Origin of the sequence: Leclercia sp. G3L, from assembly GCF_021117075.1 — a bacterium.
Lineage (GTDB): Bacteria > Pseudomonadota > Gammaproteobacteria > Enterobacterales > Enterobacteriaceae > Enterobacter > Enterobacter adecarboxylatus_C.
On record NZ_CP088265.1, the window covers coordinates 2,820,087 to 2,842,846 of the forward strand.

Below are 22,760 nucleotides of genomic sequence, written 5' to 3' on the forward strand. Positions count from 1 at the left end.
GTCAGGCTGGCGACAACAGGAATATGAAAGCAAGGCGCAACCCGCCATCTCCGTTTATGCTGAGACAGGACAAAATAAGGAGCGACAATGTTTACCCTGACCTGGCAGCCGCCCTATGACTGGCAATGGATGTTGAAATTTCTTGGCGATCGTGCGGTCGCCGGGATTGAAATCGTGACCCCCACCTCCTACACCCGCAGTTTTGCCTGCGAAGGATACCGGGGGGTGATCCACGTGACGCCGCAACCCAGGGGCACGCTGGAGGTGGTGCTCAGCGACGGACTGTTGCCGATTGCCGATCTCTGCCTGGCGCGCATCACCCGCCTGTTCGATCTGCACTGCGATCCGCAGCAGATCGCCGCTGCGCTGGGCACTCTGGGAGCCGCACGGCCTGGCCTGCGCCTGCCGGGCTCCGTTGATACCTGGGAGCAGGGCGTGCGCGCGATCCTCGGGCAACTGGTCAGCGTGGCGATGGCCGCGAAGCTGACGGCTAAGCTGGTGGCGCTCTGCGGCGAACCCCTGCCTGAGGCACCGGGCTATCGTTGTTTCCCGACGCCTGCCGCGGTGGCGGGTGCCGATCCGCTGGCGTTGAAAGCGCTGGGCATGCCGCTGAAGCGCGCGGAAGCGCTGATTCATCTTGCGCAGTCGGTGGTGGCGGGGGATTTCCCCCAGGAGACCCCGGAGGATATCGACAGCGCGATAAAAGCCCTCCAGACCCGACCGGGGATCGGCCGCTGGACGGCGAACTACTTCGCCCTGCGCGGCTGGCAGGCCAAAGATGTCTTTCTGGCGGATGATTATGCGATTAAGCAGCGCTTTGCCGGGATGACCCCGGCGCAAATACGCCGCTATGCCGAACGCTGGCAGCCGTGGCGTTCGTACGCCCTGCTGCACATCTGGTATACCGAGGGCTGGACGCCATCAATTGATGGCGAAATAAGTGGTATTTAGCAGGAGTTCCAGCGGCTGCGGCTCACCGATGGTATTGCCGAAGATATAGTCAATACCAATGCCGGAGAGGGTATCCATCATGATCGGCTGATTGCTCGGCCCGGCAATGGTCTTGATGCCCAGACGGCGGGCATGACCCTGAATAATGGTCACCAGCATCTCATCCATCAGATTACCGTGGACGTTAATCACCAGCTCCGGATCGAGGAGCAGATAATCGGCCATCTGCGCGCTCAGGTGGTTGAACACCTCCATATCGCGGCCCACGTGGCTCAGGATAATCTGGCATCCGGCCTGACGCAGCTTGTCCAGGTTGTTGCGGCTGTGCTCATCCTCCAGCGTCAGCACGCTGACGTGCACCACTAGATGCAGCAGACGCGGCTGCAGCGGGCTGGCGCTCAGCATCTCCAGCAGTTCATCCACCAGCGTGGCGCTGGCGAGACCGGCCATCGACAGCGGCAGGGCGACCCCGGTGCCTTTGCTGGTCAGTGGCGTGGCGAAATTGCGGAAAAACTCCTGCAAAATACGTCTGTCGAGGGCGTGTACCAGCTCAGGCTCTGCCAGCCCGGCCCGGAAGGCTTGCTCTTCCAGCATCTCGCCGTCGTTGGTCCACAGTCGCAGGGCCAGCATACAGAAGGTGCTGCTTTCAGGGATCCGCGGCGACGCGACGCTGCGGGCGATCATCAACAGATGGTTGTCTTTGATCATGTGCCACTGTTCGTCGAGCGAGATGGTGCCCGGCGCGTCAAGCATCCGTTCCTGCTGCGGTTCATACACCGTCACTACGCCGCGACCGTTGTTTTTCGAGGAGTAGCAGGCGATATCGGCCTGCGACATCACCTCTGAGGCCTGATTGTTGCGCTCGTCGATCTGGGTGATCCCGGCGCTGGCGCCAATCCGGTGCAGGCGGTCTTCCCACATAAAGTGATACTCGTTGATAGCGTCAATGATGCGACCGGCAATGTAGCGCGCGCTTTCGGTATTGCAGTCCGGCAGCAGCAGGCCGAACTCATCCCCGCCGAGGCGCGCCAGCATGTCGGTGGAGCGCAGCATACTGAGCATCAGCGACGACAGCTCCCGGAGCAGCGCATCCCCCGCCGCGTGGCCTGCCGTGTCGTTGACCGCCTTAAAGCGGTCGAGATCGATAAACACCAGCGCATGACGCTGACGGGTATCCTGCACGGTGTGTAACATCCGCTTGAGATAGGCTTCAAAGCTGACGCGGTTCGCCAGGTGGGTAAGGGCATCGTGAGAGGCGTTATAGCTCAGCTCGCGCAGCATTTTGCGCGACTCGGTGACGTCCTGAATGACCAGCACCGAGCCAATGTTTTGCCCGTCGAGGGTGCTCAGCGGGGTAATGCTGTAGTGGATGTCGTAGCTGCCGCCGTTGCGGCTGTGCAGCACCACATCCTGTTCAATATCCGTCCGGGACATATCCCCGCTATGAATATTCTCCATCAGCGGGCCGTTATCCCCGAAGGTAATATGCAGCACCGAGAGGATCGGTTGCCCCAGCGCATCCTGCTGCAGCCAGCCGCTCATTTTCTCCGCCACCGGGTTCATAAAAGTGACGTTCATATTCACATCGGTACAGAGCACCGCTTCACCGATGGAGTCGAGGGTAATATGCAGACGCTCTTTTTCCTGGAACAGCGCCTCATTCAGCTCTTTGACCTCGGTCATATCCATATTGATGCCGAGCAGGCGTTCCACTTCCCCCTGCTTATTGAGAACCCGGTTCGCCAGGGCGCGGATATGGCGAATGCCATCCTTCACCCGGATGCGGAACTCCAGCTTGAACGGAATGCGGGCTGCCAGCGAATCACGTACCACCTGTTCTGCCAGGGCGCGATCTTCCGGCAGCATGCACTCGTGCCACAGCTGCCAGGTAGGTTTGACGTGCGCTGGCACTTCGTACATCTCGAACATGCGTTTGTCCCAGCTGATGACGTTAGGTTTAACGTCCCACTCCCAGATGCCGATACCGCCCGCTTCGTTGGCCAGGGTAATACGCTCCATCAGGCGCTTATTGACCCATTCGGTATGCTTGAGATCGTTAATGTCTTCGATCTGGGCGATAAAATAGAGTGGCGTGCCGTCGGCGTGACGCACCAGCGACACCGCCAGCAGCGCCCAGACCACCTCACCGTTACGGGTGTAATAGCGTTTCTCCAGCGAGTAACTGTTGATTTCGCCGTTCAACAGCTGCTCAAGCTGCTCCAGATCGCTTTCAAGATCTTCCGGCCAGGTTAATTGCTGGAAGTTAAGGGAGCGCAGCTCTGACTGGCTGTAGCCGAGGAACTGACACAGCGCCTTGTTGGCCTGTAGCCATTGGCCGTCGGTGCTGACCAGCGCCATGCCGATAACGGAATATTCCATCGCATTACGGAAACGCTCTTCGCTCTCGGTGATGTGCTTACGCTCTGCGCGAAACGCATACATCACCATGGTCATGATGTTAGCGGGGAGCAGCATCATCAGGAACGGCAGCCAGGGGGCGTTGATCATCGCGCTGGCATATTGTGTCGCCAGCGGGGTGGGGTTTTTGGCGATCATCAACGACACCATCATCACCGTGACCAGGAAGACCAGGAAGGCTTCCAGGCGCGGCAGCCGCACGGCGCTCCACATCAGCAGAACGATAATGGCCGTAAACGGCCACGGCAGAAACTGCAGGGAGATCCAGCTCAGAACCAGCGTTACCGCCATGGTCAGCAGGGTTTCAAACAATAACCGCGGATTGCGGTGACGCAGAAGATAGTGCGGCTTGAACAGCAGGCCTAAAGGCACCAGCGCCAGCGAGCCGATGGACTCCGACAGCACCCAGACCAGGAAACTGCGCAGCGGCTCGTCGCCCGGCACCAGCAGATAAATCAGCACCCCGCCCAGCAGGGGAGGGAGCACGGCGCTGCCGATCGCCAGACGGATCCAGTCGGCCAGATTCTGCAGCGGATTGTAGCTGGGCAGCAGTTTACGCAGCAGCAAGGCCCCAACGAAGGCCTCCGCGATGTTAACGCCGGCATACCAGAAGTTGATCGACGCCCAGGAGAAGATCAGCCAGGAGGCCAGGATGTTACCGAGGGTGCAGGCGAAGGCGATCCCGGGCCACATCTTTCCGGCGTGGCGGTAAAACGCCACCATCATAATGGAGGTCGGGAACCATAAAGGTGCCAGAAATGTTCCGAAACGGGTTAGTTCGAGCGAGAAAAGAGTGAAGATGAAGGTAACCAGACCAAGACTGACAAGCCGTAGTAAAGGATGTGGCGTAGTTACCAAAACGCGCTGGTATTTTTTATTCATTACCGCTTTATCCGAAGACGCCATGCCGCCAGGAGCCAACTCCGGACGAGTTCATTTTCTAATTTGGATCATGCTAGTACAAACAATTTACAATTAATATGGTATGTGCTCATAATTTGACATCACAGAGTTATTAAATACTTATCCTGCAAAAATTTCACCTTTGACGCTGGAAAAGTAACCGGGAAAATTTACCAGAGGGACGATCGGCACGGACTTTGAACGCGTCTCGCATAACATTTCTATTCGACTGGTATCAGGCCCGTGAAATCCCTATAATTGCCGCGTTTGACGCTCAGGCGTCGTCCTTCCTTACATCCAGGTTACTCAGGTCGCAAAAATTTATGACTGATAAGTCTCATCAGTGCGTCATTATAGGCATCGCCGGCGCATCGGCTTCAGGTAAAAGTCTCATTGCCAGTACACTTTACCGTGAATTACGTGAACAGGTCGGTGATGAGCACATCGGTGTGATTCCAGAAGACAGCTATTACAAAGATCAAAGCCATCTGTCGATGGAAGAGCGTGTTAAGACCAATTATGACCATCCAAGCGCGATGGATCACAGCCTGTTATTCCAGCACCTCCAGGCCCTGAAGAACGGCACCGCCATTGAGTTGCCGGTCTATAGCTATGTCGAACACACCCGTCTGCAGGAAACCGTGCGCATCGCCCCGAAAAAGGTCATCATCCTCGAAGGGATCCTGCTGCTGACCGACGCCCGTCTGCGCGAGTCGATGAATTTCTCGATTTTTGTCGATACGCCGCTGGATATCTGCCTGATGCGCCGCATCAAACGCGACGTGAACGAACGCGGCCGCTCCATGGATTCGGTGATGGCGCAGTACCAGAAAACGGTACGCCCAATGTTCCTGCAGTTCATTGAGCCCTCCAAACAGTATGCCGATATCATCGTGCCGCGCGGGGGTAAAAACCGCATTGCCATTGATATCCTGAAAGCGAAAATCAGCCAGTTTTTTGAATAACACGCGCGAATTGTGTACCGTTCAAAGATAATCGGGTTCGCCCTCCGGCTTTATCGGCCTGAGGGCGCGATGCACGAAAGGAGAAAGTGGCATGCGTCTTTGTGACCGAGATATTGAAGCCTGGCTGGACGAAGGCCGTCTGACCATCACCCCGCGCCCGCCGGTCGAGCGGATTAACGGCGTCACTGTTGATGTGCGTCTGGGGAATAAGTTTCGTACCTTCAGCGGACATACCGCGCCCTTTATCGACCTCAGCGGGCCGAAAGATGAAGTCAGCGCCGCGCTCGATCGGGTGATGAGTGATGAAATCGTGCTGGACGACGGCGACGCGTTTTACCTGCACCCGGGTGAACTGGCGCTGGCGGTCACTTTTGAGTCCGTCACCCTGCCGGCGGATCTGGTCGGCTGGCTCGACGGCCGTTCCTCTCTGGCGCGTCTGGGGCTGATGGTGCACGTCACCGCGCACCGTATCGATCCAGGCTGGTCCGGGCGGATTGTGCTGGAGTTTTTCAACGCCGGTAAGCTGCCGCTGGCGCTGCGCCCGGGCATGATGATCGGCGCGTTGAGTTTTGAGCCGTTAACCGGCCCGGCGGCACGTCCTTATAACGCCCGTCAGGACGCCAAATATCGCGACCAGCAGGGTGCGGTCGCCAGTCGTATTGATAAAGATTGAGCTTAAACCCGGTCCATTGAGGAAGCCATGAGAAGAGTTCTGACAACGCTGATGATTTTGCTGGTGGTGCTGGTTGCTGGCCTGTCAGCGTTGGTTCTGCTGGTCAACCCCAATGACTTCCGCGCCTACATGGTGCGTCAGGTCGAGGCGCGCAGCGGTTACGCTCTGAAGCTGGAGGGGCCGCTGCGCTGGCACGTCTGGCCGCAGCTCAGCATCCTGTCCGGGCGTATGTCGCTGACCGCACCGGGGGCGACAGTGCCTTTGGTTGCCGCCGACAACATGCGCCTCGACGTGGCGTTGATGCCGCTCTTTTCGCATCAGCTACAGGTCAATCAGGTGATGCTTAAAGGGGCAGTGATCCAGCTGACCCCGCAGTCTGAAGCGGTACGTAATGCCGATGCGCCGGTGGCCCCGCGTGAAAACACGCTCCCGGATAAAGCGGACGATGCCGGCTGGTCATTCGATATTGGCCGCCTGAAGGTGGCAGACAGCCTGCTGGTATTTCAGCATGAGGGTGACGAGCAGGTCACGGTGCGCAATATCAACCTGCATATGGAGCAGGATGAACATCACAAAGGCAAGATTGACTTTAGCGGCCGCGTTAACCGCAATCAGCGCGATCTGACCCTCTCCTTTGCAGCAAATGTCAACGCCTCTGATTATCCCCACCTGCTCAGCGCCGACATTCAGCAGCTGAGCTGGCAACTGACCGGTGTTGATCTGCCTGCGCAGGGCATCAGCGGGGAGGGTACGCTGCAGGCGCAGTGGCGCGAAGAGCAGAAGCAGCTTGAGCTTAACCAGCTCAGCTTACAGGCCAATGACAGCGCGCTCACCGGACAGGCGAGCGTGATCCTGGGCAAGGAACCGCAGTGGAACATGAACCTGCAGTTCGACAAGCTCAATCTTGAAAACCTCCTTCCGGCGCAGGACGCCGCAGCCGCCGACGGCGAGGTGGTACAGCAGGGGCAAACTCAGGCTAAACCGCAGCGCCCGGTGATCGCCTCCAGTCTGGAGCAGCCCGATTACAACGGCCTGCGCGGTTTTAGCGCCGATATTCTGCTGAAAGCCAATACCGTTCACTGGCGAGGGATGGATTTTACCCAAGTCTCCAGCCAGATGAGCAACAAAAACGGTCTTCTGACCATTGCTGAACTGAGCGGTAAGCTGGGGGAAGGGCATATCTCCTTACCCGGTACGCTCGATGTGCGTAAAGCCGTTGCCCGGTCGATGTTCCAGCCGCGTCTGGACAACATTGAGATCGGCACCATCCTGAAGGCCTTTAACTACCCGATTTCGCTGACCGGTAGCCTGACCATGGCGGGTGATTTCTCTGGCAGCAAGATTGACGCCGACGCCTTCCGTCACCACTGGCAGGGTCAGGCCCATCTGGAAATGCAGAATACCCGGATGGAAGGGCTTAACTTCCAGCAGCTGGTGCAGCAGGCCGTAGAACGCAGCAGCAATGTGAAGGTGAAAGAGAACGTCGATAACGCGACCCGTCTGGATAGCTTTGTCACCGATCTGCGCCTCGATGAAGGTCAGGTGACGCTGGATGATATGCAGGGCGCCTCGCCAATGCTGACGCTCGAAGGTAACGGCACCCTGGATCTGATCAAGGAGACGGCCGACACCCGCTTCAAAATCCGCGTGCTGGAGGGCTGGCTGGGTGAAGGTAAGCTGATCGATTTCCTCAAAACGACGCCGATCCCGCTGAACGTCTATGGCAACTGGCAGGCGCTGAACTACAGCCTGCAGGTGGATCAGCTGCTGCGTAAACATCTTCAGGATGAGGCGAAACGCCGTCTGAGCGGTTGGGCGGATAAGAATAAAGACTCGCAGAACGGCAAAGATGTGAAGAAGTTACTGGAGAAGCTTCAGTAAGCGCTCATTTCTCTCACACCCCGCCCGGGAAGGCGGGGTGAAAGTATCACAACTCGTAATCCACATCATCCTGCGTCATTAGCGGGATCAGCTGCACCTTCTGCACCCGGTGGTTTTCCACCTCCAGCGTTTTCAGCGCATAATCCCCCACCTGAACCTCTTCGCCCGGCTGCGGGATCCGCTGCAGGTTCTCCATCAACAGACCGGCAATGGTGTGATATTCCCGCTTATCGTCCAGCGGCAGCGGCACATACTGGACCAGATCTTCCAGCGGCATATGGCCGTTGGCAGTCCAGCTGCCGTCAGCATTCTTCTGAATATCGTGCCGGGCGTCGATCTCCTCCACTTCGTTCGGCAGGTTCCCGGCGATGGTTTCCATCACGTCGCTGAGGGTCACGAGCCCCTCTACGGAACCAAACTCATCCACCACGAAGGCGAAATGGGTACGCGCATTACGGAACTGCTCCAGCGCCTGCAGCAGCGGCAGCATCTCCGGGAACACCAGCGGCTGACGGATCAGCACCCGCAGGTTAAGCGGCTCGCCGCGCAGCTGCTGATTGAGCAGGTCGATAACGTGTACCACCCCCAGTAGCTCCTCTTCCTTTTCGCCACCTGTAACCACGATGCGGGTGTGCTGGTTTTTATCCAGCAGCGCACGAATGCTGCTCTCGGGTGTGTTGAGGTCGATATGCTCAATATCGTGGCGCGAGGTCATGATGCTGCTGACGGAGCGCTGGTTAAGGTGCAGCACCCGCTCAATCATCCGCCGCTCCTGCGGGGCAAAGATCGGGCTGTCGTCGTGGTCGGCCAGCAGCGAGGCGGCCTGCGCATCCAGTTCGGCATCCTCTTTTTTACCGCTCAGCAGACGAATAACCGTGTCGGCGGTACGCTGGCGCAGCGTCTGATTAGCGGAGAGGAAGCGGCGGCGGTTGAAGATCGCCAGCTGGTTCAGGGCCTCGATAATCACCGAGAAGCCAATCGCGGCATACAGATAGCCTTTCGGAATATGGAAGCCAAAACCGTCGGCCACCAGGCTAAAGCCGATCATCAGCAGGAAGCTGAGACATAAAATCACAATCGTCGGATGGTCATTCACAAAGCGCGTGAGCGCCTTGCTGGCCATCACCATCAGCGCAATGGCGATAATAACCGCAGCCATCATCACCGCCAGGTGATCGACCATTCCCACGGCGGTGATCACCGAATCCAGTGAGAAAACGGCGTCCAGCACCACGATTTGTGCGACCACGGCCCAGAATTTGGCTCCGCGCCGCTGGGTGGGGTTCTCGCTGTCCTTGCCTTCAAGCCTTTCGTTGAGTTCGACGGTGGCTTTGAAAATCAGGAAAAAACCACCAAACAGCATGATCAGATCGCGGGCGCTAAAGCCAAAACCGTGGACGGTAAACAGCGGGCGGGTGAGCGTCACCAGCCAGGAGATAGAGGCCAACAGCAGCAGGCGCATCACCATCGCCATTAACAGGCCGGTGATGCGGGCGCGGTCGCGCTGAGCAGGGGGCAGTTTTTCGGCGAGAATAGCGATAAAGACCAGGTTATCGATACCGAGCACGAGTTCCAGCACCACCAGGGTGACCAGACCGGCCCATATTGATGGATCTGCTATCCATTCCATAGTGTGAGTAATACCTTTCGTTATATGACAATTGTCACATTTCGATCATGGATACTGCGCCTGAAAAATGCAATGCCAGCCGGGCATTTATCTGCACAGATTTTCCTGAATCATGGGGGAAATAAACCCCGCACTCTGTAGGTTAATATTGTGAATAGTCTGTATTCTCGCAAAATAAGAAATATCGCAGGTCGAAGAGGGCTATTGAATAAAGTCAATATAAAGCTATTCCTAAAAATGCAGAAATGTCGGCGTTAATATTAATCTTAAAAGCCACGCCTTCGTTGATGTTTCCTTGCCTGCTATTCCGTTAGCTGCAACAATTCTTTCAGCATCAAATTGCGCTGCTTCCTGATGCTATTTCTGTGTCGGTTTAATGACGTGAAAAACTTATATCGGGTTCGGAATTTTCCTGCCTTTTATATTTTTCCGTTATGCCATATCAAAGAGGGTGTTTATCCCTAAATTACTGTTTATGCAGTGAATTGGTAACTGAAAGCCAAGGGCGGTAGCGTGCCTGAAGGCGTGATGATCAGCCTCGATTATTCTGTCAATAGCCTTAAGGTGAATAAGCTTCTTTTAGGACTGATGCCAGTTATATTTCTCTTTTATTAACTGCATGCTAAAACTAATACGCCTTTAGCTTATTTAAACGCACAGGGTAATTACCTGCCAAAGTGATAAATAATCAATGATGAAATCCAAAATGAAATTGATGCCATTATTGGTATCTGTGACCTTGATGAGTGGTTGTACAATCTTCCCCGGCAGCAATATCTCAACTTCCGGTAAGGATGTGATTAAACAGCAGGATGCTGATTTTGATATCAACCGCATGGTGAATGTTTATCCAATGACTCCGCAGCTGGTTGAACAATTACGCCCTCGTCCGGTCGTGGCGCGACCTAACAACAGCCTCGACCAGGAGATCGCCAACTACCAGTACCGCGTCGGGCCCGGGGATGTCATTAACGTCACCGTCTGGGATCACCCGGAGCTGACCACCCCGGCGGGGCAGTATCGTAGCTCCAGCGATACCGGCAACTGGGTTCAGGCGGATGGCACCATGTTCTATCCCTATGTCGGCAAACTTCGCGTGGCGGGCAAAACGCTCGCGCAGATCCGTAGTGATATTACCGGCCGTTTAGCGCAATACATCGCTGACCCGCAGGTGGACGTTAATATCGCCGCATTCCGTTCGCAGAAAGTCTATGTCTCCGGCCAGGTGAATAAATCCGGCCAGCAGCCGATCACCAACGTGCCGCTGACGGTGCTTGACGCTATCAACGCCGCGGGCGGCCTTACCGATGGCGCCGACTGGCGCAACGTGGTGCTGACCCATAAGGGCAAAGAGGAGCGTATCTCCCTGCAGGCGCTGATGCAGAACGGCGATCTGAGCCAGAACCGTCTGCTCTATCCGAGCGATATCCTGTTTGTGCCGCGTAACGACGACCTGAAAGTGTTCGTGATGGGTGAAGTGAAGAAACAGAGCACTCTTAAGATGGACTTGAGCGGTATGACCCTGACCGAAGCGCTCGGCAACGCGGAAGGGCTGGATATGAGCACCTCCGACGCCAGCGGTATCTTCGTGATCCGTCCGATTACAGGAAACGCTGGGAAGGGCAAGATCGCCAACGTCTACCAGCTGGATATGTCTGATGCCACCTCGCTGGTGATGGCAACCGGGTTCCGCCTGCAGCCGTACGACGTGGTCTACGTCACCACCGCGCCGATAACGCGCTGGAACCGTGTGATGAACCAGCTGATGCCGACCATCAACAATATCCATACCATGACCGACACGGTACATCAGTACCACAACTGGTGATAACGATGTTTAACAAAATACTGGTGGTTTGTGTGGGGAATATTTGCCGTTCCCCCACCGCTGAGCGGCTTTTGAAACAGTACCAGCCACAGCTGACCGTCGCGTCAGCCGGGCTGGGGGCACTGGTAGGTAAAGGTGCTGACGAGCGCGCAAGTCAGGTCGCGGCAGAGCATCAGCTTTCGCTCGATGGGCATTGCGCCCGTCAGGTGTCAGCCAGCCTGTGCCGTGACTATGACTTGATCCTCGCCATGGAAAAACGCCACATCCACGCCCTGTGCGATATCGCACCGGAGATGCGCGGCAAGGTGATGCTCTTTGGTCACTGGGATAACGAGCGTGAGATCCCCGATCCGTATCGCAAAAGCCATGAAGCGTTTGAGGCGGTTTACACCTTACTCGACCAGTCTGCCCGCCAGTGGGCACAGGCACTGAACGTTCAGCAGGGATAATAATGACAGCAAACGTAAAACCTTCTGCCGCCCCGAGTGCGGGCAGTGATGAAATTGATATTGGTCGTCTGATCGGCACCGTGGTTGAGGCGCGCTGGTGGGTGATAGGGATCACCGCGGTATTTGCCGTTGCGGCGGTGATTTACACCCTCTTTGCCACCCCGATCTACAGCGCCGACGCGCTGGTGCAAATTGAGCAGAACAGCGGCAGTTCGCTGGTGCAGGACATTGGTTCGGCGCTGGCGAACAAGCCGCCCGCCTCGCAGGCGGAAATCGAGCTGATTCAGTCCCGCCTGGTGTTGGGTAAAACCGTGGACGATCTGGATCTCGATATCGGCGTCAGCAAAAACACCTTCCCGGTGTTTGGCGCAGGCTGGGATCGGCTGATGGGCCGTCAGAACGATACCGTCAAAGTGACCACCTTTACGCTGCCAGCCGGGGGGGCCAGCCAGGTCTTCACCCTCGAGGTGCTGGGCAAAGATCAGTATCAGCTCACCAGCGACGCCGGGTTCAGCGCCCGCGGCAAGGTGGGTGAAATGTTGACGAAAGACGGCGTGAGCATGATGGTCAGCGCCATTCATGCCGAGAGCGGCAGCGAATTTACCGTCAGCAAATTCTCAATGCTGGGGATGATCAATAACCTGCAGGGCAACCTGACGGTCACCGAAACCGGGAAAGATACCGGGGTGCTGAGGCTGAACTTTACCGGGGAAGACAAGGATAAGATCCGCGACATTCTCAACAGCATCACCCGCAACTACCAGGCACAAAACGTGAAGCGCAAGTCGGAAGAGGCGTCAAAAAGTCTCGACTTCCTTGCCAAACAGCTCCCGGAGGTGCGCGGTCATCTGGATGAGGCCGAGAACAAGCTCAACGCCTTCCGCCAGGATAAAGATTCCGTCGACCTGCCGCTGGAGGCTAAGTCAGTGCTGGATTCGATGGTCAACATCGACGCCCAGCTCAACGAGCTGACCTTTAAAGAGGCGGAAATTTCCAAACTCTACACCAAACGCCATCCTGCCTACCGCACGCTGCTGGAAAAACGCCAGACGCTGGAAGAGGAAAAAGCGAAACTCAACGGTCGCGTCACCGCGATGCCAAAAACCCAGCAGGAAATCCTGCGTCTGACCCGCGATGTGGAGTCCGGTCAGCAGGTCTATATGCAGCTGCTGAACAAACAGCAGGAGCTGAAGATCACCGAAGCGAGCACCGTTGGCGACGTGCGGATTGTCGATCCGGCCATCACCCAGCCCGGCGTGCTGAAGCCGAAGAAGGCGCTGATTATTCTCGGCAGCATCATTCTCGGCCTGATGCTCTCTATCGTTGGGGTCCTGCTGCGCTCCCTGTTTAACCGTGGGATCGAAAGCCCGCAGGTGCTGGAAGAGCACGGCATCAATGTCTACGCCAGCATCCCGCTGTCGGAATGGCAGAAAACCCGTGACAACGTCAAAACCACGAACGGGGTTAAACGTTACAAACAGAGCCAACTGCTGGCGGTGGGTAACCCGACGGATCTGGCCATCGAAGCCATTCGTAGCCTGCGCACCAGCCTGCACTTCGCCATGATGCAGGCCAGCAACAACGTGCTGATGCTCTCGGGGGTCAGCCCGTCGATCGGTAAAACCTTCGTCTGCGCCAACCTGGCGGCGGTGGTCAGTCAGACCAACAAGCGTGTGCTGTTGATCGACTGCGATATGCGTAAGGGCTACACCCACGAACTGCTGGGCACCAACAACGTAAACGGGCTGTCGGACATCCTGCTTGGCAAGGGGGATATCAGCCAGTGCGCGATACCGACCTCCATCCCTAACTTTGACCTCGTCTCGCGTGGGCAGGTGCCACCGAACCCGTCGGAACTGCTGATGAGCGAGCGTTTCACCCAGCTGGTGAAATGGGCCAGCGAGAATTATGACCTGGTGCTGATCGATACCCCGCCAATCCTTGCGGTGACCGATGCGGCGATTGTTGGTCGCCACGCGGGTACCACTCTGATGGTGGCGCGTTATGCGGTGAACACCCTGAAAGAGGTCGAGACCAGCCTCAGCCGCTTTGAGCAGAACGGCATTGCGGTGAAAGGGGTGATCCTCAACTCCATCTTCCGCCGCGCTACCGGGTATCAGGATTACGGATATTACGAGTACGAATATAAATCGGACAGCAAGTAATGAGCCATTCGGGGAATACCATGACACCACGCCCTTTGATTTCTATTTATATGCCGACATGGAACCGTCAGCAGCTGGCGATCCGTGCGATAAAGTCGGTATTGCGCCAGGATTACGACCACTGGGAATTGATCATCGTTGACGACTGCTCCTCCTCCTGGGAACAGCTGCAGCAGTTTGTTACTGACCTCAACGATCCGCGCGTAGTCTATACCCACAACGCCATCAACTCTGGCGCCTGTGCGGTACGCAACCAGGCGATCCTACAGGCCAACGGCCAGTACCTGACCGGCATTGACGATGACGACGAATGGACGCCGAACCGGCTCTCTACCTTCCTGGCGCATCAGCACCATCTGGTGACCCATGCGTTCCTCTATGCCAACGACTATGTCTGCGAAGGGGAGGTCTACTCCCAGCCCGCCAGCCTGCCGCTCTACCCGAAATCGCCATACTCGCGCCACCTGTTCTACAAGCGCAACATCATCGGCAATCAGGTCTTTACCTGGGCATGGCGCTTTAAGGAGTGCCTGTTCGATACCGAACTGAAGGCCGCTCAGGACTACGACATCTTCCTGCGGATGGTGATGGAGTATGGCGAGCCCTGGAAGGTGGACGAGGCGACGCAGATCCTGCACATCAACCACGGGGAGATGCAGATCACCTCCTCGCCGAAAAAGTTCTCCGGCTACTTCCACTTCTACCGCAAGCACCGGGACAAGTTCGACCGCGCCAGCCGTAAGTATCAGCTGTTTACCCTGTATCAGATCCGCAACAAGCGCATGAACTGGCGCACGCTGCTGACGCTGATCTCGGTGCGTAACGGCAAGCGCCTGGCTGACGGACTGCGGGGGAAATAATGGTGCTGGAAGATTGTCGCGCAAACAGCTGGAGCCTGCGCCCCTGCTGCATGGTGCTGGCCTACCGGGTGGCACATTTCTGCTCCGTCTGGCGCAAAAAGAACGTCCTCAACAATCTGTGGGCGGCCCCGGTGCTGGTGCTGTACCGCATCATCACCGAGTGCTTCTTCGGCTACGAAATCCAGGCCGCGGCCACCATCGGACGGCGCTTTACCATTCACCACGGCTATGCCGTGGTGATCAATAAGTTCGTGGTCGCCGGGGATGATTTTACCATCCGTCACGGCGTAACCCTCGGCAACCGCGGCCCGGACAGCCTGGCCTGCCCGGTGATCGGCAATAACGTTGAGCTGGGCGCCAACGTGGTGATGATCGGCGATATCACCGTGGGCAATAACGTCACCGTGGGAGCGGGAAGCGTGGTGCTCGATAGCATCCCGGACAACGCGCTGGTGGTGGGCGAGAAGGCCCGGGTGAAGGTAATAAAATGAATATTCTGCAATTTAACGTGCGTCTCGCCGAGGGCGGGGCGGCAGGGGTGGCGCTGGATCTGCACCAGCGCGCGCTGCAAAAAGGGCTCCAGTCGCGCTTTATCTACGGCTACGGCAAGGGCGGCAAGAAGAGCGTCAGCCACGACCGCTACCCGCAGGTGGTGAAACACACCCCGCGGCTGACCTCGGTGGCGAATATTGCGCTGTTCCGTCTGTTTAACCGCGATCTTTTCGGCAACCTTAACAACCTGTATCGCACCGTGACCCGCACGCCGGGCCCGGTAGTGCTGCATTTTCACGTGCTGCACAGCTACTGGTTGAAGCTGGAGGAGGTGGTGGCCTTCTGTCAAAAGGTGCAGGCGCATAAGCCCGATACCACCTTCGTCTGGACCCTGCACGATCACTGGAGCGTCACCGGCCGCTGTGCCTTTACCGACGGCTGCGAAGGTTGGAAAGACAATTGCCAGAAGTGCCCGACGCTCGGCAACTATCCCCCGGTGAAGGTGGATCGCGCCCACCAGCTGGTGGCGGGTAAACGCCAGCTGTTCCGCGACATGCTGGCGCTCGGCTGCCAGTTTATCTCCCCCAGCCAGCATGTGGCCGACGCCTTTAACAGCCTGTACGGAGCAGGGCGCTGCCGCATCATCAACAACGGTATCGACGTGGCGACGGAAGCCATTCTGGCGGAGCTGACGCCGGTCGCCGTCACGCCGGGCAAACCGAAAATCGCGGTGGTGGCCCACGACCTGCGCTACGACGGTAAGACCAACCAGCAGCTGGTGCGCCAGATCATGGCCCTTGGCGATAAGGTCGAACTGCACACCTTCGGCAAGTTTTCGCCCTTTGACGGCGCCAACGTGATCAACCACGGCTTCGAAACCGACAAGCGCAAGCTGATGAGCGCCCTGAACGGTATGGACGCGCTGGTGTTCAGTTCCCGGGTTGATAACTACCCGCTGATCCTGTGCGAGGCGCTCTCCATCGGGGTGCCGGTGATCGCTACCCACAGTGACGCCGCCCGGGAAGTGCTGGAGAAATCAGGGGGCAAAACCTTCAGTGAAAACGAGGTGCTGCCGCTGGTGCAGCTGTCGAAGGCGGAGATCGCCCAGGCGGTTTTTGGCACTGACCTGGAATCGTTCCGCACCCGCAGCCGCCAGGCCTACAGTGGACAACAGATGCTGGAGGAGTATGTCTCGTTCTATCAGAATCTGTAGCTATCTGCTGCTGCCGCTGATCTACCTGCTGGTCAACGTCAAAATTGCCCAGCTGGGTGAGAGCTTCCCCATCACCATCGTCACTTTTTTACCGCTGCTGCTGTTGCTGTTCGTCGACAAGATTAGCGTGAAAAAGTTGATGATTGCGCTGGGATTGGGCGTCGGGCTGACGACCTTTAACTACATCTTTGGTCAGTCGCTGGACGCCAGCAAATATGTCACCTCTACCATGCTGTTCGTCTATATCGTGATCATTATCGGTATGGTATGGAGTATTCGTTTTAAAACTATCTCGCCGCACAATTATCGGAAGATCCTCAGGTTCTTTTATCTGGTCATCGGCATCATTGTTATGATAGCGGCGCTGGAGATGGCGCAAATTATTTTGACGGGCGGCAGTAGCCTGATGGAAATAATTTCGAAATATCTTATTTACAGTAATAGCTATGTACTGAATTTCATTAAATTTGGCGGCAAGCGTACCACGGCACTCTATTTCGAACCGGCATTCTTCGCTCTGGCGTTAATCTCAATTTGGCTCAGCATCAAACAGTTTGGTATCAAAACGCCCAAGAGCGATGCTATGATTCTTGCAGGAATAGTCCTGTCTGGATCGTTCTCCGGGGTAATGACCTTTATTCTTTTTTACCTCCTGGAGTGGGCGTTCCAGTATCTGAATAAAGAGGCCATCAAGAAAAAGTTACCTTTGGCGATCATTTCATTGTCAGTGTTTCTGGTCGGGGTGGTATTCGCCTTCCCGTATATTTCCGAGCGTCTGGGTGATTTAGGAACCGAAGGATCGTCATCCTATTACCGTATTATCGGTCCACTGGTGATGGTGGGTTACTCTTTAACCCATATTGATGGCGTTGTCAGATTTGGCTCACTTTATGAATATGTCGCATCATTCGGAATCTTTAACGGTGCGGATGTCGGAAAAACCATAGACAATGGCTTGTATCTGCTGATTATTTATTTTTCCTGGTTCGCAGTGTTATTAACGGCGTGGTATCTGTTCAAAGTTTTCAAAATGACGATCAGCGCCTTTGGTGATAATCAGAATTTTCGCGTACAGCTTTATCTTTTTACGCCGGTGTCGCTGTTTTTTACCGGGTCAATATTTAGCCCGGAGTACGCATTCTTAATTGTTTGCCCGTTTATTTTGCGCAAGGCGCTTAATATTACGCATTCATAACGAGGTGGTTTATGTTACTCAGCGTTATTACTGTTGCCTTCCGTAACCTTGACGGCGTGGTAAAAACCTGGCGGTCGCTGCGCAATCTGGCCCGCGATCCCAGCCTCAGCTTTGAATGGATTGTGGTGGATGGCGGTTCGAACGACGGCACGGCGGAGTTTCTCGAAAAACTGAACGGGGAGTTCAACTTACGTTACGTCAGCGAGAAGGACCGCGGTATCTACGATGCGATGAATAAAGGCATCGATATGGCCCAGGGGCGCTACGCTATCTTCCTCAACTCCGGCGATATTTTTCATGACGACGTGGCGCAGTTTGTACGCCAGCTCAACCGGGTGCAGGGTAACGCCATGGTCATGGGCGACGCCTTACTCGATTTTGGCGACGGCAATAAAGTCCGCAGGGCAGCGAAGCCGGGCTGGTATATTTACCACAGCCTGCCGGCCAGCCATCAGGCGATTTTCTTTCCCCTGAGTGGATTAAAAACGTACCCCTACGATCTGCAGTATCGCGTCTCGTCAGATTACGCCCTGACCGCCAGAATGTATAAAGCCGGTTATCCGTTTAAACGACTGCCGGGCCTGGTCTCTGAATTTTCGATGGGCGGGGTGTCAACCTCGAATAATCTTGAATTATGCCAGGATGCAAAAAAAGTGCAGCGCCAGATATTGCGCATGCCGGGCGTGCTCGCGGAATTATCTTATTTATTACGTCTGAAAACGACGGGTAAAACCAAAGCCTTATATAACAAAGCCTGAATATAAGGAAACACAATGCAGGAATTAAGTGGCTTCTCTGTGCCAAAAGGTTTTCGTGGCGCAGGCGGTATTAAGGTGCAGTTATGGTGGGCAGTGCAGGCAACGTTATTTGCCTGGTCACCACAAATAATGTACCGCTGGCGCGCCTTTTTATTACGCCTGTTTGGCGCAAAAATCGGAAAAAACGCAGTGATTCGACCGTCGGTAAAAATTACCTACCCGTGGAAATTAACCTTAGGGGATAACGCCTGGGTGGGCGACGACGCGGTGTTATATACGCTGGGTGATATTTCGATTGGTGCCAATTCGGTGGTGTCGCAAAAGTGTTATCTCTGTACCGGCAGTCACGATTATATGAGTCAACATTTTGATATTAATGCGCAGCCCATCACCCTGGGTGAGAAATGCTGGCTGGCGACCGACGTCTTTGTCGCGCCCGGCGTTTCCATCGGCGATGGCACCGTTGTAGGTGCGCGCAGCAGTGTTTTTAAATCGCTACCGGCAAATAAGCTTTGCCGTGGCAATCCCGCAGTGGCGATACGCGAACGCGTTGAAACTGAATAACTTCTGATAAGTCTGGAGAAAATAAACATGTCTAAAGTCGCTCTCATCACCGGCGTTACCGGACAGGATGGTTCTTATCTGGCGGAACTCCTGCTGGAAAAAGGCTACGAAGTGCACGGAATCAAACGTCGTGCCTCCTCGTTTAACACCGAGCGCGTGGATCATATCTACCAGGATCCGCATGCAGCAAACCCGAAATTCCACCTGCATTACGGTGACCTGACCGACAGCTCCAACCTGACCCGTATTCTGCAGGAAGTGCAGCCGGATGAGGTCTACAACCTGGGCGCGATGAGCCACGTAGCGGTCTCCTTCGAATCCCCGGAATACACCGCCGACGTGGATGCGATGGGTACCCTGCGTCTGCTGGAAGCCATTCGCTTCCTTGGTCTGGAGAAGAAAACCCGTTTCTACCAGGCGTCCACCTCCGAGCTGTATGGCCTGGTGCAGGAGATCCCGCAGAAAGAGACGACCCCGTTCTACCCGCGCTCGCCGTATGCCGTGGCTAAAATGTACGCCTACTGGATCACCGTGAACTACCGTGAGTCCTACGGCATCTACGCCTGTAACGGCATTCTGTTCAACCACGAATCCCCGCGCCGCGGCGAAACCTTCGTCACCCGTAAGATCACCCGCGCTATCGCCAACATTGCCCAGGGTCTGGAATCCTGCCTGCACCTCGGCAACATGGACTCCCTGCGTGACTGGGGCCATGCCAAAGACTACGTGAAAATGCAGTGGATGATGCTGCAGCAGGAAAAACCAGAAGACTTCGTTATCGCCACCGGCGTGCAGTACTCCGTACGTCAGTTCGTTGAGATGGCGGCAGCCCAGCTGGGTATCAAACTGCGCTTTGAAGGCACCGGCGTGGAAGAGAAAGGTATCGTCGTTTCCGTCACCGGTCATGACGCACCGGGCGTGAAGCCGGGCGATGTGATTGTTCAGGTTGACCCGCGCTACTTCCGTCCTGCTGAAGTGGAAACCCTGCTCGGCGACCCAAGCAAAGCGCACGAAAAACTGGGCTGGAAGCCGGAAATCACCCTCCAGGAGATGGTGTCAGAGATGGTGGCCCACGATCTTGAAGCGGCGAAGAAACACTCCCTGCTCAAGTCCCATGGCTACGAGGTTGCCATCGCGCTGGAGTCCTGAGTATGAGCAAACAACGAATTTTTGTTGCCGGTCATCGCGGGATGGTGGGTTCCGCGATTGTCCGCCAGCTGGAACAGCGCGGCAACGTTCAACTGGTGCTGCGCAATCGTGATGAACTGAACCTGCTGGATGCGGGCGCGGTACAGGCCTTCTTTGCCGAACAGCGTATCGATCAGGTCTATCTGGCGGCGGCAAAAGTGGGCGGTATTGTTGCAAACAATACCTACCCGGCGGACTTCATCTACGAAAACATGATGATCGAGAGCAACATCATTCACGCTGCGCATCTGCATAACGTGAACAAGCTGCTGTTCCTCGGATCCTCCTGTATCTATCCGAAGATGGCGAAACAGCCGATCGCCGAGAGCGAGCTGCTGCAGGGCACCCTTGAAGCCACCAACGAGCCCTACGCCATCGCCAAGATTGCCGGGATCAAGCTGTGCGAATCTTATAACCGCCAGTACGGTCGCGACTATCGCTCGGTGATGCCGACCAACCTGTACGGCCCGAACGATAACTTCCACCCGAGCAACTCGCACGTGATCCCGGCGCTGCTGCGTCGTTTTCACGAGGCGACCGTCAGCAACGCGCCGGAAGTGGTGGTGTGGGGCAGCGGCACGCCGATGCGCGAGTTCTTGCACGTGGATGATATGGCTGCCGCCAGCATTCACGTGATGGAGCTGGCTCGCGAGGTGTGGCAGGAGAACACCGAGCCGATGCTGTCGCATATCAACGTCGGCACCGGGGTGGACTGCACCATTCGCGAGCTGGCCGAGACCATCGCTCAGGTGGTGGGATACAAGGGGCGCGTGGCCTTCGACGCCAGCAAACCCGACGGCACGCCGCGTAAGCTGCTGGATGTGACCCGTCTGCATCAGCTGGGCTGGTTCCATGAGGTGACGCTGGCCGCAGGGCTGGCCAGCACTTACCAGTGGTTCCTGGAAAACCAGCAGCGCTTCCGGGGGTAGATATGTTTTTAAGTCAGGAAGATTTTGCCACTGTGGTGCGTTCCACGCCGCTGATCTCCATCGATCTGGTTGTGGAGAACGAGCGGGGCGAGTTCCTGCTCGGACAGCGTACCAACCGTCCGGCGCAGGGCTACTGGTTCGTGCCGGGGGGGCGGGTGCAGAAAGACGAGACGCTGGAAAATGCTTTCGCGCGTCTCACTGAGGCGGAGCTGGGGCTGCGCCTGCCGATGACGGCGGGGCAGTTCTACGGGGTCTGGCAGCACTTCTATGACGACAACTTTTCCGGCACCGGTTTCACCACCCACTACGTGGTGATCGGGTATCGCCTGCAGGTGAATCAGGCAGACCTGCGTCTGCCTGATTCCCAGCACGACGACTACCGCTGGCTGAAACCGGACGCCCTGCTGGCAAGCGATAACGTGCATGACAACAGCCGGGCCTATTTTCTGGATCAGGTTGGGGTACCGGGACTATGAAGATCCTCGTGTACGGCATTAACTACTCTCCCGAACTGACCGGTATCGGCAAATACACCGGCGAGATGGTGGAGTGGATGGCCAGCCAGGGTCATGAGGTGCGGGTCATTACGGCCCCGCCTTACTACCCGGAATGGAAAGTGGGCGAGCGCTATTCAAGCTGGCGCTACCGCCGTGAAGAGGGGGCTGCCACCGTCTGGCGCTGCCCGCTGTACGTGCCTAAGCAGCCCTCAACCTTAAAGCGTTTGATTCACCTGGGCAGCTTTGCCCTGAGCAGTTTCTTCCCGCTGATGGCGCAACGTCGCTGGAAGCCGGATCGCATTATCGGCGTGGTGCCGACCCTGTTTTGTACCCCGGGCATGCGCCTGCTGGGCAAACTCTCCGGGGCCCGCACCCTGCTGCACATTCAGGATTATGAAGTGGACGCCATGCTCGGTCTGGGCATGGCGGGCAAAGGCAAGGGCGGCAAAGTCGCGAAACTGGCCAGCGCCTTCGAGCGCAGCGGCCTGCACAACGTGGATTATGTCTCAACCATCTCCCGCTCAATGATGAACAAGGCGCAGGAGAAGGGCGTGGCGGCAGAGAAGGTGATCTTCTTCCCTAACTGGTCTGAAGTGGCGCGTTTTCGCGACATCACGCCTGAAGACGTGGCGGCGCTGCGCGCGCAGCTGGGTCTGGCTGAAGCGCAAAAGATTGTGCTCTATTCCGGCAATATCGGTGAGAAGCAGGGGCTGGAGAACGTCATCGACGCCGCCGCAGCGCTCAGCGATAAGCCCTGGCAGTTTGTGATTGTCGGCCAGGGAGGCGGTAAAGCGCGGCTGGAGAAAATGGCCCGCGAGCGCGGCCTGCAGAATGTTCAGTTTTTCCCGCTGCAGTCTTACGACGCCTTACCGGCGCTGCTGAAGATGGCCGACTGCCATCTGGTGGTGCAGAAGCGCGGCGCGGCGGATGCGGTTCTGCCCTCAAAGCTGACCAACATTCTGGCGGTAGGCGGCAACGCCGTGATCACCGCCGAAGCCCACACCGAGCTGGGCCAGCTGTGCGACACCCTGCCGGGGATCGCCGTGTGCGTGGAGCCCGAGTCGGTGCCCGCGCTGGTGGCCGGGATCGAACAGGCGCTGACGATGCCCAAAGAGAACAGGGTCGCCCGTGACTATGCCGAACGCACGCTCGAGAAAGAGAACGTGCTGAGCCAGTTTATTGCAGATATTCGGGGATAAAT

Annotated in this window: 19 protein-coding genes; 17 read left to right on the forward strand and 2 right to left on the reverse strand. The window is 56.6% G+C overall.

Going from position 1 to position 22,760, the window contains the following annotated elements; all coding sequences use genetic code 11:
• Window positions 1–87: 87 nt before the first annotated feature.
• The gene (gene alkA / locus LRS40_RS14790) at window positions 88–951 is read left to right on the forward strand and encodes a DNA-3-methyladenine glycosylase 2 (protein ID WP_231311911.1); all 864 of its coding nucleotides are present in this window, start codon (window positions 88–90) and stop codon (window positions 949–951) included.
• Here alkA and LRS40_RS14795 read toward each other — a convergent pair.
• Complete coding sequence (locus LRS40_RS14795; protein WP_231311912.1) at window positions 922–4,251, reverse strand: diguanylate cyclase; 3,330 nt, start codon at window positions 4,249–4,251, stop codon at window positions 922–924. The two genes, alkA and LRS40_RS14795, sit on opposite strands and share 30 nt — an antisense overlap.
• A gap of 344 nt (window positions 4,252–4,595) precedes the next feature.
• Here LRS40_RS14795 and udk point away from each other — a divergent pair, with 344 nt between their 5' ends.
• The 3 genes from udk to asmA all read left to right on the forward strand — a co-directional run bounded on the left by udk (window position 4,596) and on the right by asmA (window position 7,791).
• Complete coding sequence (gene udk, locus LRS40_RS14800; protein ID WP_032612454.1) at window positions 4,596–5,237, forward strand: uridine kinase; 642 nt, start codon at window positions 4,596–4,598, stop codon at window positions 5,235–5,237.
• Window positions 5,238–5,328: 91 nt separating this feature from the next.
• The gene (dcd, locus tag LRS40_RS14805) at window positions 5,329–5,910 is read left to right on the forward strand and encodes a dCTP deaminase (protein ID WP_231311913.1); all 582 of its coding nucleotides are present in this window, start codon (window positions 5,329–5,331) and stop codon (window positions 5,908–5,910) included.
• 27 nt (window positions 5,911–5,937) lie between these two features.
• Complete coding sequence (gene asmA, locus LRS40_RS14810) at window positions 5,938–7,791, forward strand: outer membrane assembly protein AsmA (RefSeq protein ID WP_231311914.1); 1,854 nt, start codon at window positions 5,938–5,940, stop codon at window positions 7,789–7,791.
• A 46-nt stretch (window positions 7,792–7,837) separates the two neighbouring features.
• Here the strand turns inward: asmA and LRS40_RS14815 are convergent, their stop codons facing one another.
• Window positions 7,838–9,421, reverse strand: a complete 1,584-nt coding sequence (locus tag LRS40_RS14815; RefSeq protein ID WP_231311915.1) for a TerC family protein — start codon at window positions 9,419–9,421, stop codon at window positions 7,838–7,840.
• A gap of 691 nt (window positions 9,422–10,112) precedes the next feature.
• On the opposite strand from LRS40_RS14815, the gene LRS40_RS14820 reads away from it, so the two are divergent.
• Genes LRS40_RS14820 through wcaI form a run of 13 tightly spaced genes read left to right on the forward strand, consistent with a single transcriptional unit; the run spans window position 10,113 to window position 22,758 of the window.
• Entirely contained in the window at window positions 10,113–11,249 is a 1,137-nt protein-coding gene (locus LRS40_RS14820; protein ID WP_156264210.1) for a polysaccharide export protein, read from the forward strand.
• A gap of 5 nt (window positions 11,250–11,254) precedes the next feature.
• Window positions 11,255–11,698, forward strand: coding sequence for a low molecular weight protein-tyrosine-phosphatase Wzb (gene wzb, locus LRS40_RS14825; RefSeq protein WP_142486387.1), 444 nt, complete (start codon window positions 11,255–11,257; stop codon window positions 11,696–11,698).
• 2 nt (window positions 11,699–11,700) lie between these two features.
• Window positions 11,701–13,863, forward strand: coding sequence for a tyrosine-protein kinase Wzc (gene wzc, locus LRS40_RS14830; RefSeq protein WP_231311916.1), 2,163 nt, complete (start codon window positions 11,701–11,703; stop codon window positions 13,861–13,863).
• A 20-nt stretch (window positions 13,864–13,883) separates the two neighbouring features.
• Entirely contained in the window at window positions 13,884–14,723 is an 840-nt protein-coding gene (gene wcaA / locus LRS40_RS14835; RefSeq protein ID WP_231311917.1) for a colanic acid biosynthesis glycosyltransferase WcaA, read from the forward strand.
• 2 nt (window positions 14,724–14,725) lie between these two features.
• The gene (wcaB, locus tag LRS40_RS14840) at window positions 14,726–15,214 is read left to right on the forward strand and encodes a colanic acid biosynthesis acetyltransferase WcaB (protein WP_142490002.1); all 489 of its coding nucleotides are present in this window, start codon (window positions 14,726–14,728) and stop codon (window positions 15,212–15,214) included.
• Complete coding sequence (gene wcaC, locus LRS40_RS14845; RefSeq protein ID WP_156264208.1) at window positions 15,211–16,428, forward strand: colanic acid biosynthesis glycosyltransferase WcaC; 1,218 nt, start codon at window positions 15,211–15,213, stop codon at window positions 16,426–16,428. The genes wcaB and wcaC overlap by 4 nt, the downstream gene beginning before the upstream one ends.
• Complete coding sequence (gene wcaD, locus LRS40_RS14850; protein WP_231311918.1) at window positions 16,403–17,623, forward strand: colanic acid polymerase WcaD; 1,221 nt, start codon at window positions 16,403–16,405, stop codon at window positions 17,621–17,623. Before wcaC ends, wcaD begins: the two co-directional genes overlap by 26 nt.
• A gap of 11 nt (window positions 17,624–17,634) precedes the next feature.
• Window positions 17,635–18,381 (forward strand): colanic acid biosynthesis glycosyltransferase WcaE, encoded by a 747-nt coding sequence (gene wcaE, locus LRS40_RS14855; protein WP_142486382.1) that lies wholly within the window; start codon window positions 17,635–17,637, stop codon window positions 18,379–18,381.
• Between the two features lie 15 nt (window positions 18,382–18,396).
• Window positions 18,397–18,945 carry a colanic acid biosynthesis acetyltransferase WcaF gene (gene wcaF, locus LRS40_RS14860; RefSeq protein WP_156264207.1) on the forward strand — a complete coding sequence of 183 codons (549 nt, stop codon included), beginning with the start codon at window positions 18,397–18,399 and terminating at the stop codon, window positions 18,943–18,945.
• 27 nt (window positions 18,946–18,972) lie between these two features.
• Complete coding sequence (gene gmd, locus LRS40_RS14865) at window positions 18,973–20,094, forward strand: GDP-mannose 4,6-dehydratase (protein WP_106993498.1); 1,122 nt, start codon at window positions 18,973–18,975, stop codon at window positions 20,092–20,094.
• 2 nt (window positions 20,095–20,096) lie between these two features.
• Complete coding sequence (locus LRS40_RS14870) at window positions 20,097–21,062, forward strand: GDP-L-fucose synthase (RefSeq protein WP_231311919.1); 966 nt, start codon at window positions 20,097–20,099, stop codon at window positions 21,060–21,062.
• 2 nt (window positions 21,063–21,064) lie between these two features.
• Window positions 21,065–21,538 (forward strand): GDP-mannose mannosyl hydrolase, encoded by a 474-nt coding sequence (locus LRS40_RS14875; RefSeq protein WP_142486379.1) that lies wholly within the window; start codon window positions 21,065–21,067, stop codon window positions 21,536–21,538.
• Window positions 21,535–22,758 carry a colanic acid biosynthesis fucosyltransferase WcaI gene (gene wcaI / locus LRS40_RS14880; RefSeq protein WP_231311920.1) on the forward strand — a complete coding sequence of 408 codons (1,224 nt, stop codon included), beginning with the start codon at window positions 21,535–21,537 and terminating at the stop codon, window positions 22,756–22,758. The genes LRS40_RS14875 and wcaI overlap by 4 nt, the downstream gene beginning before the upstream one ends.
• Window positions 22,759–22,760: the final 2 nt, after the last annotated feature.

Bases quoted from the DNA above. Each gene is read 5' to 3' on its own strand.
- alkA (WP_231311911.1), top strand. From the start codon at position 88: ATGTTTACCCTGACCTGGCAGCCGCCCTATGACTGGCAATGGATGTTG.
- LRS40_RS14795 (WP_231311912.1), bottom strand. From the start codon at position 4,251: ATGAATAAAAAATACCAGCGCGTTTTGGTAACTACGCCACATCCTTTA.
- udk (WP_032612454.1), top strand. From the start codon at position 4,596: ATGACTGATAAGTCTCATCAGTGCGTCATTATAGGCATCGCCGGCGCA.
- dcd (WP_231311913.1), top strand. From the start codon at position 5,329: ATGCGTCTTTGTGACCGAGATATTGAAGCCTGGCTGGACGAAGGCCGT.
- asmA (WP_231311914.1), top strand. From the start codon at position 5,938: ATGAGAAGAGTTCTGACAACGCTGATGATTTTGCTGGTGGTGCTGGTT.
- LRS40_RS14815 (WP_231311915.1), bottom strand. From the start codon at position 9,421: ATGGAATGGATAGCAGATCCATCAATATGGGCCGGTCTGGTCACCCTG.
- LRS40_RS14820 (WP_156264210.1), top strand. From the start codon at position 10,113: ATGATGAAATCCAAAATGAAATTGATGCCATTATTGGTATCTGTGACC.
- wzb (WP_142486387.1), top strand. From the start codon at position 11,255: ATGTTTAACAAAATACTGGTGGTTTGTGTGGGGAATATTTGCCGTTCC.
- wzc (WP_231311916.1), top strand. From the start codon at position 11,701: ATGACAGCAAACGTAAAACCTTCTGCCGCCCCGAGTGCGGGCAGTGAT.
- wcaA (WP_231311917.1), top strand. From the start codon at position 13,884: ATGACACCACGCCCTTTGATTTCTATTTATATGCCGACATGGAACCGT.
- wcaC (WP_156264208.1), top strand. From the start codon at position 15,211: ATGAATATTCTGCAATTTAACGTGCGTCTCGCCGAGGGCGGGGCGGCA.
- wcaD (WP_231311918.1), top strand. From the start codon at position 16,403: ATGTCTCGTTCTATCAGAATCTGTAGCTATCTGCTGCTGCCGCTGATC.
- wcaE (WP_142486382.1), top strand. From the start codon at position 17,635: ATGTTACTCAGCGTTATTACTGTTGCCTTCCGTAACCTTGACGGCGTG.
- wcaF (WP_156264207.1), top strand. From the start codon at position 18,397: ATGCAGGAATTAAGTGGCTTCTCTGTGCCAAAAGGTTTTCGTGGCGCA.
- gmd (WP_106993498.1), top strand. From the start codon at position 18,973: ATGTCTAAAGTCGCTCTCATCACCGGCGTTACCGGACAGGATGGTTCT.
- LRS40_RS14870 (WP_231311919.1), top strand. From the start codon at position 20,097: ATGAGCAAACAACGAATTTTTGTTGCCGGTCATCGCGGGATGGTGGGT.
- LRS40_RS14875 (WP_142486379.1), top strand. From the start codon at position 21,065: ATGTTTTTAAGTCAGGAAGATTTTGCCACTGTGGTGCGTTCCACGCCG.
- wcaI (WP_231311920.1), top strand. From the start codon at position 21,535: ATGAAGATCCTCGTGTACGGCATTAACTACTCTCCCGAACTGACCGGT.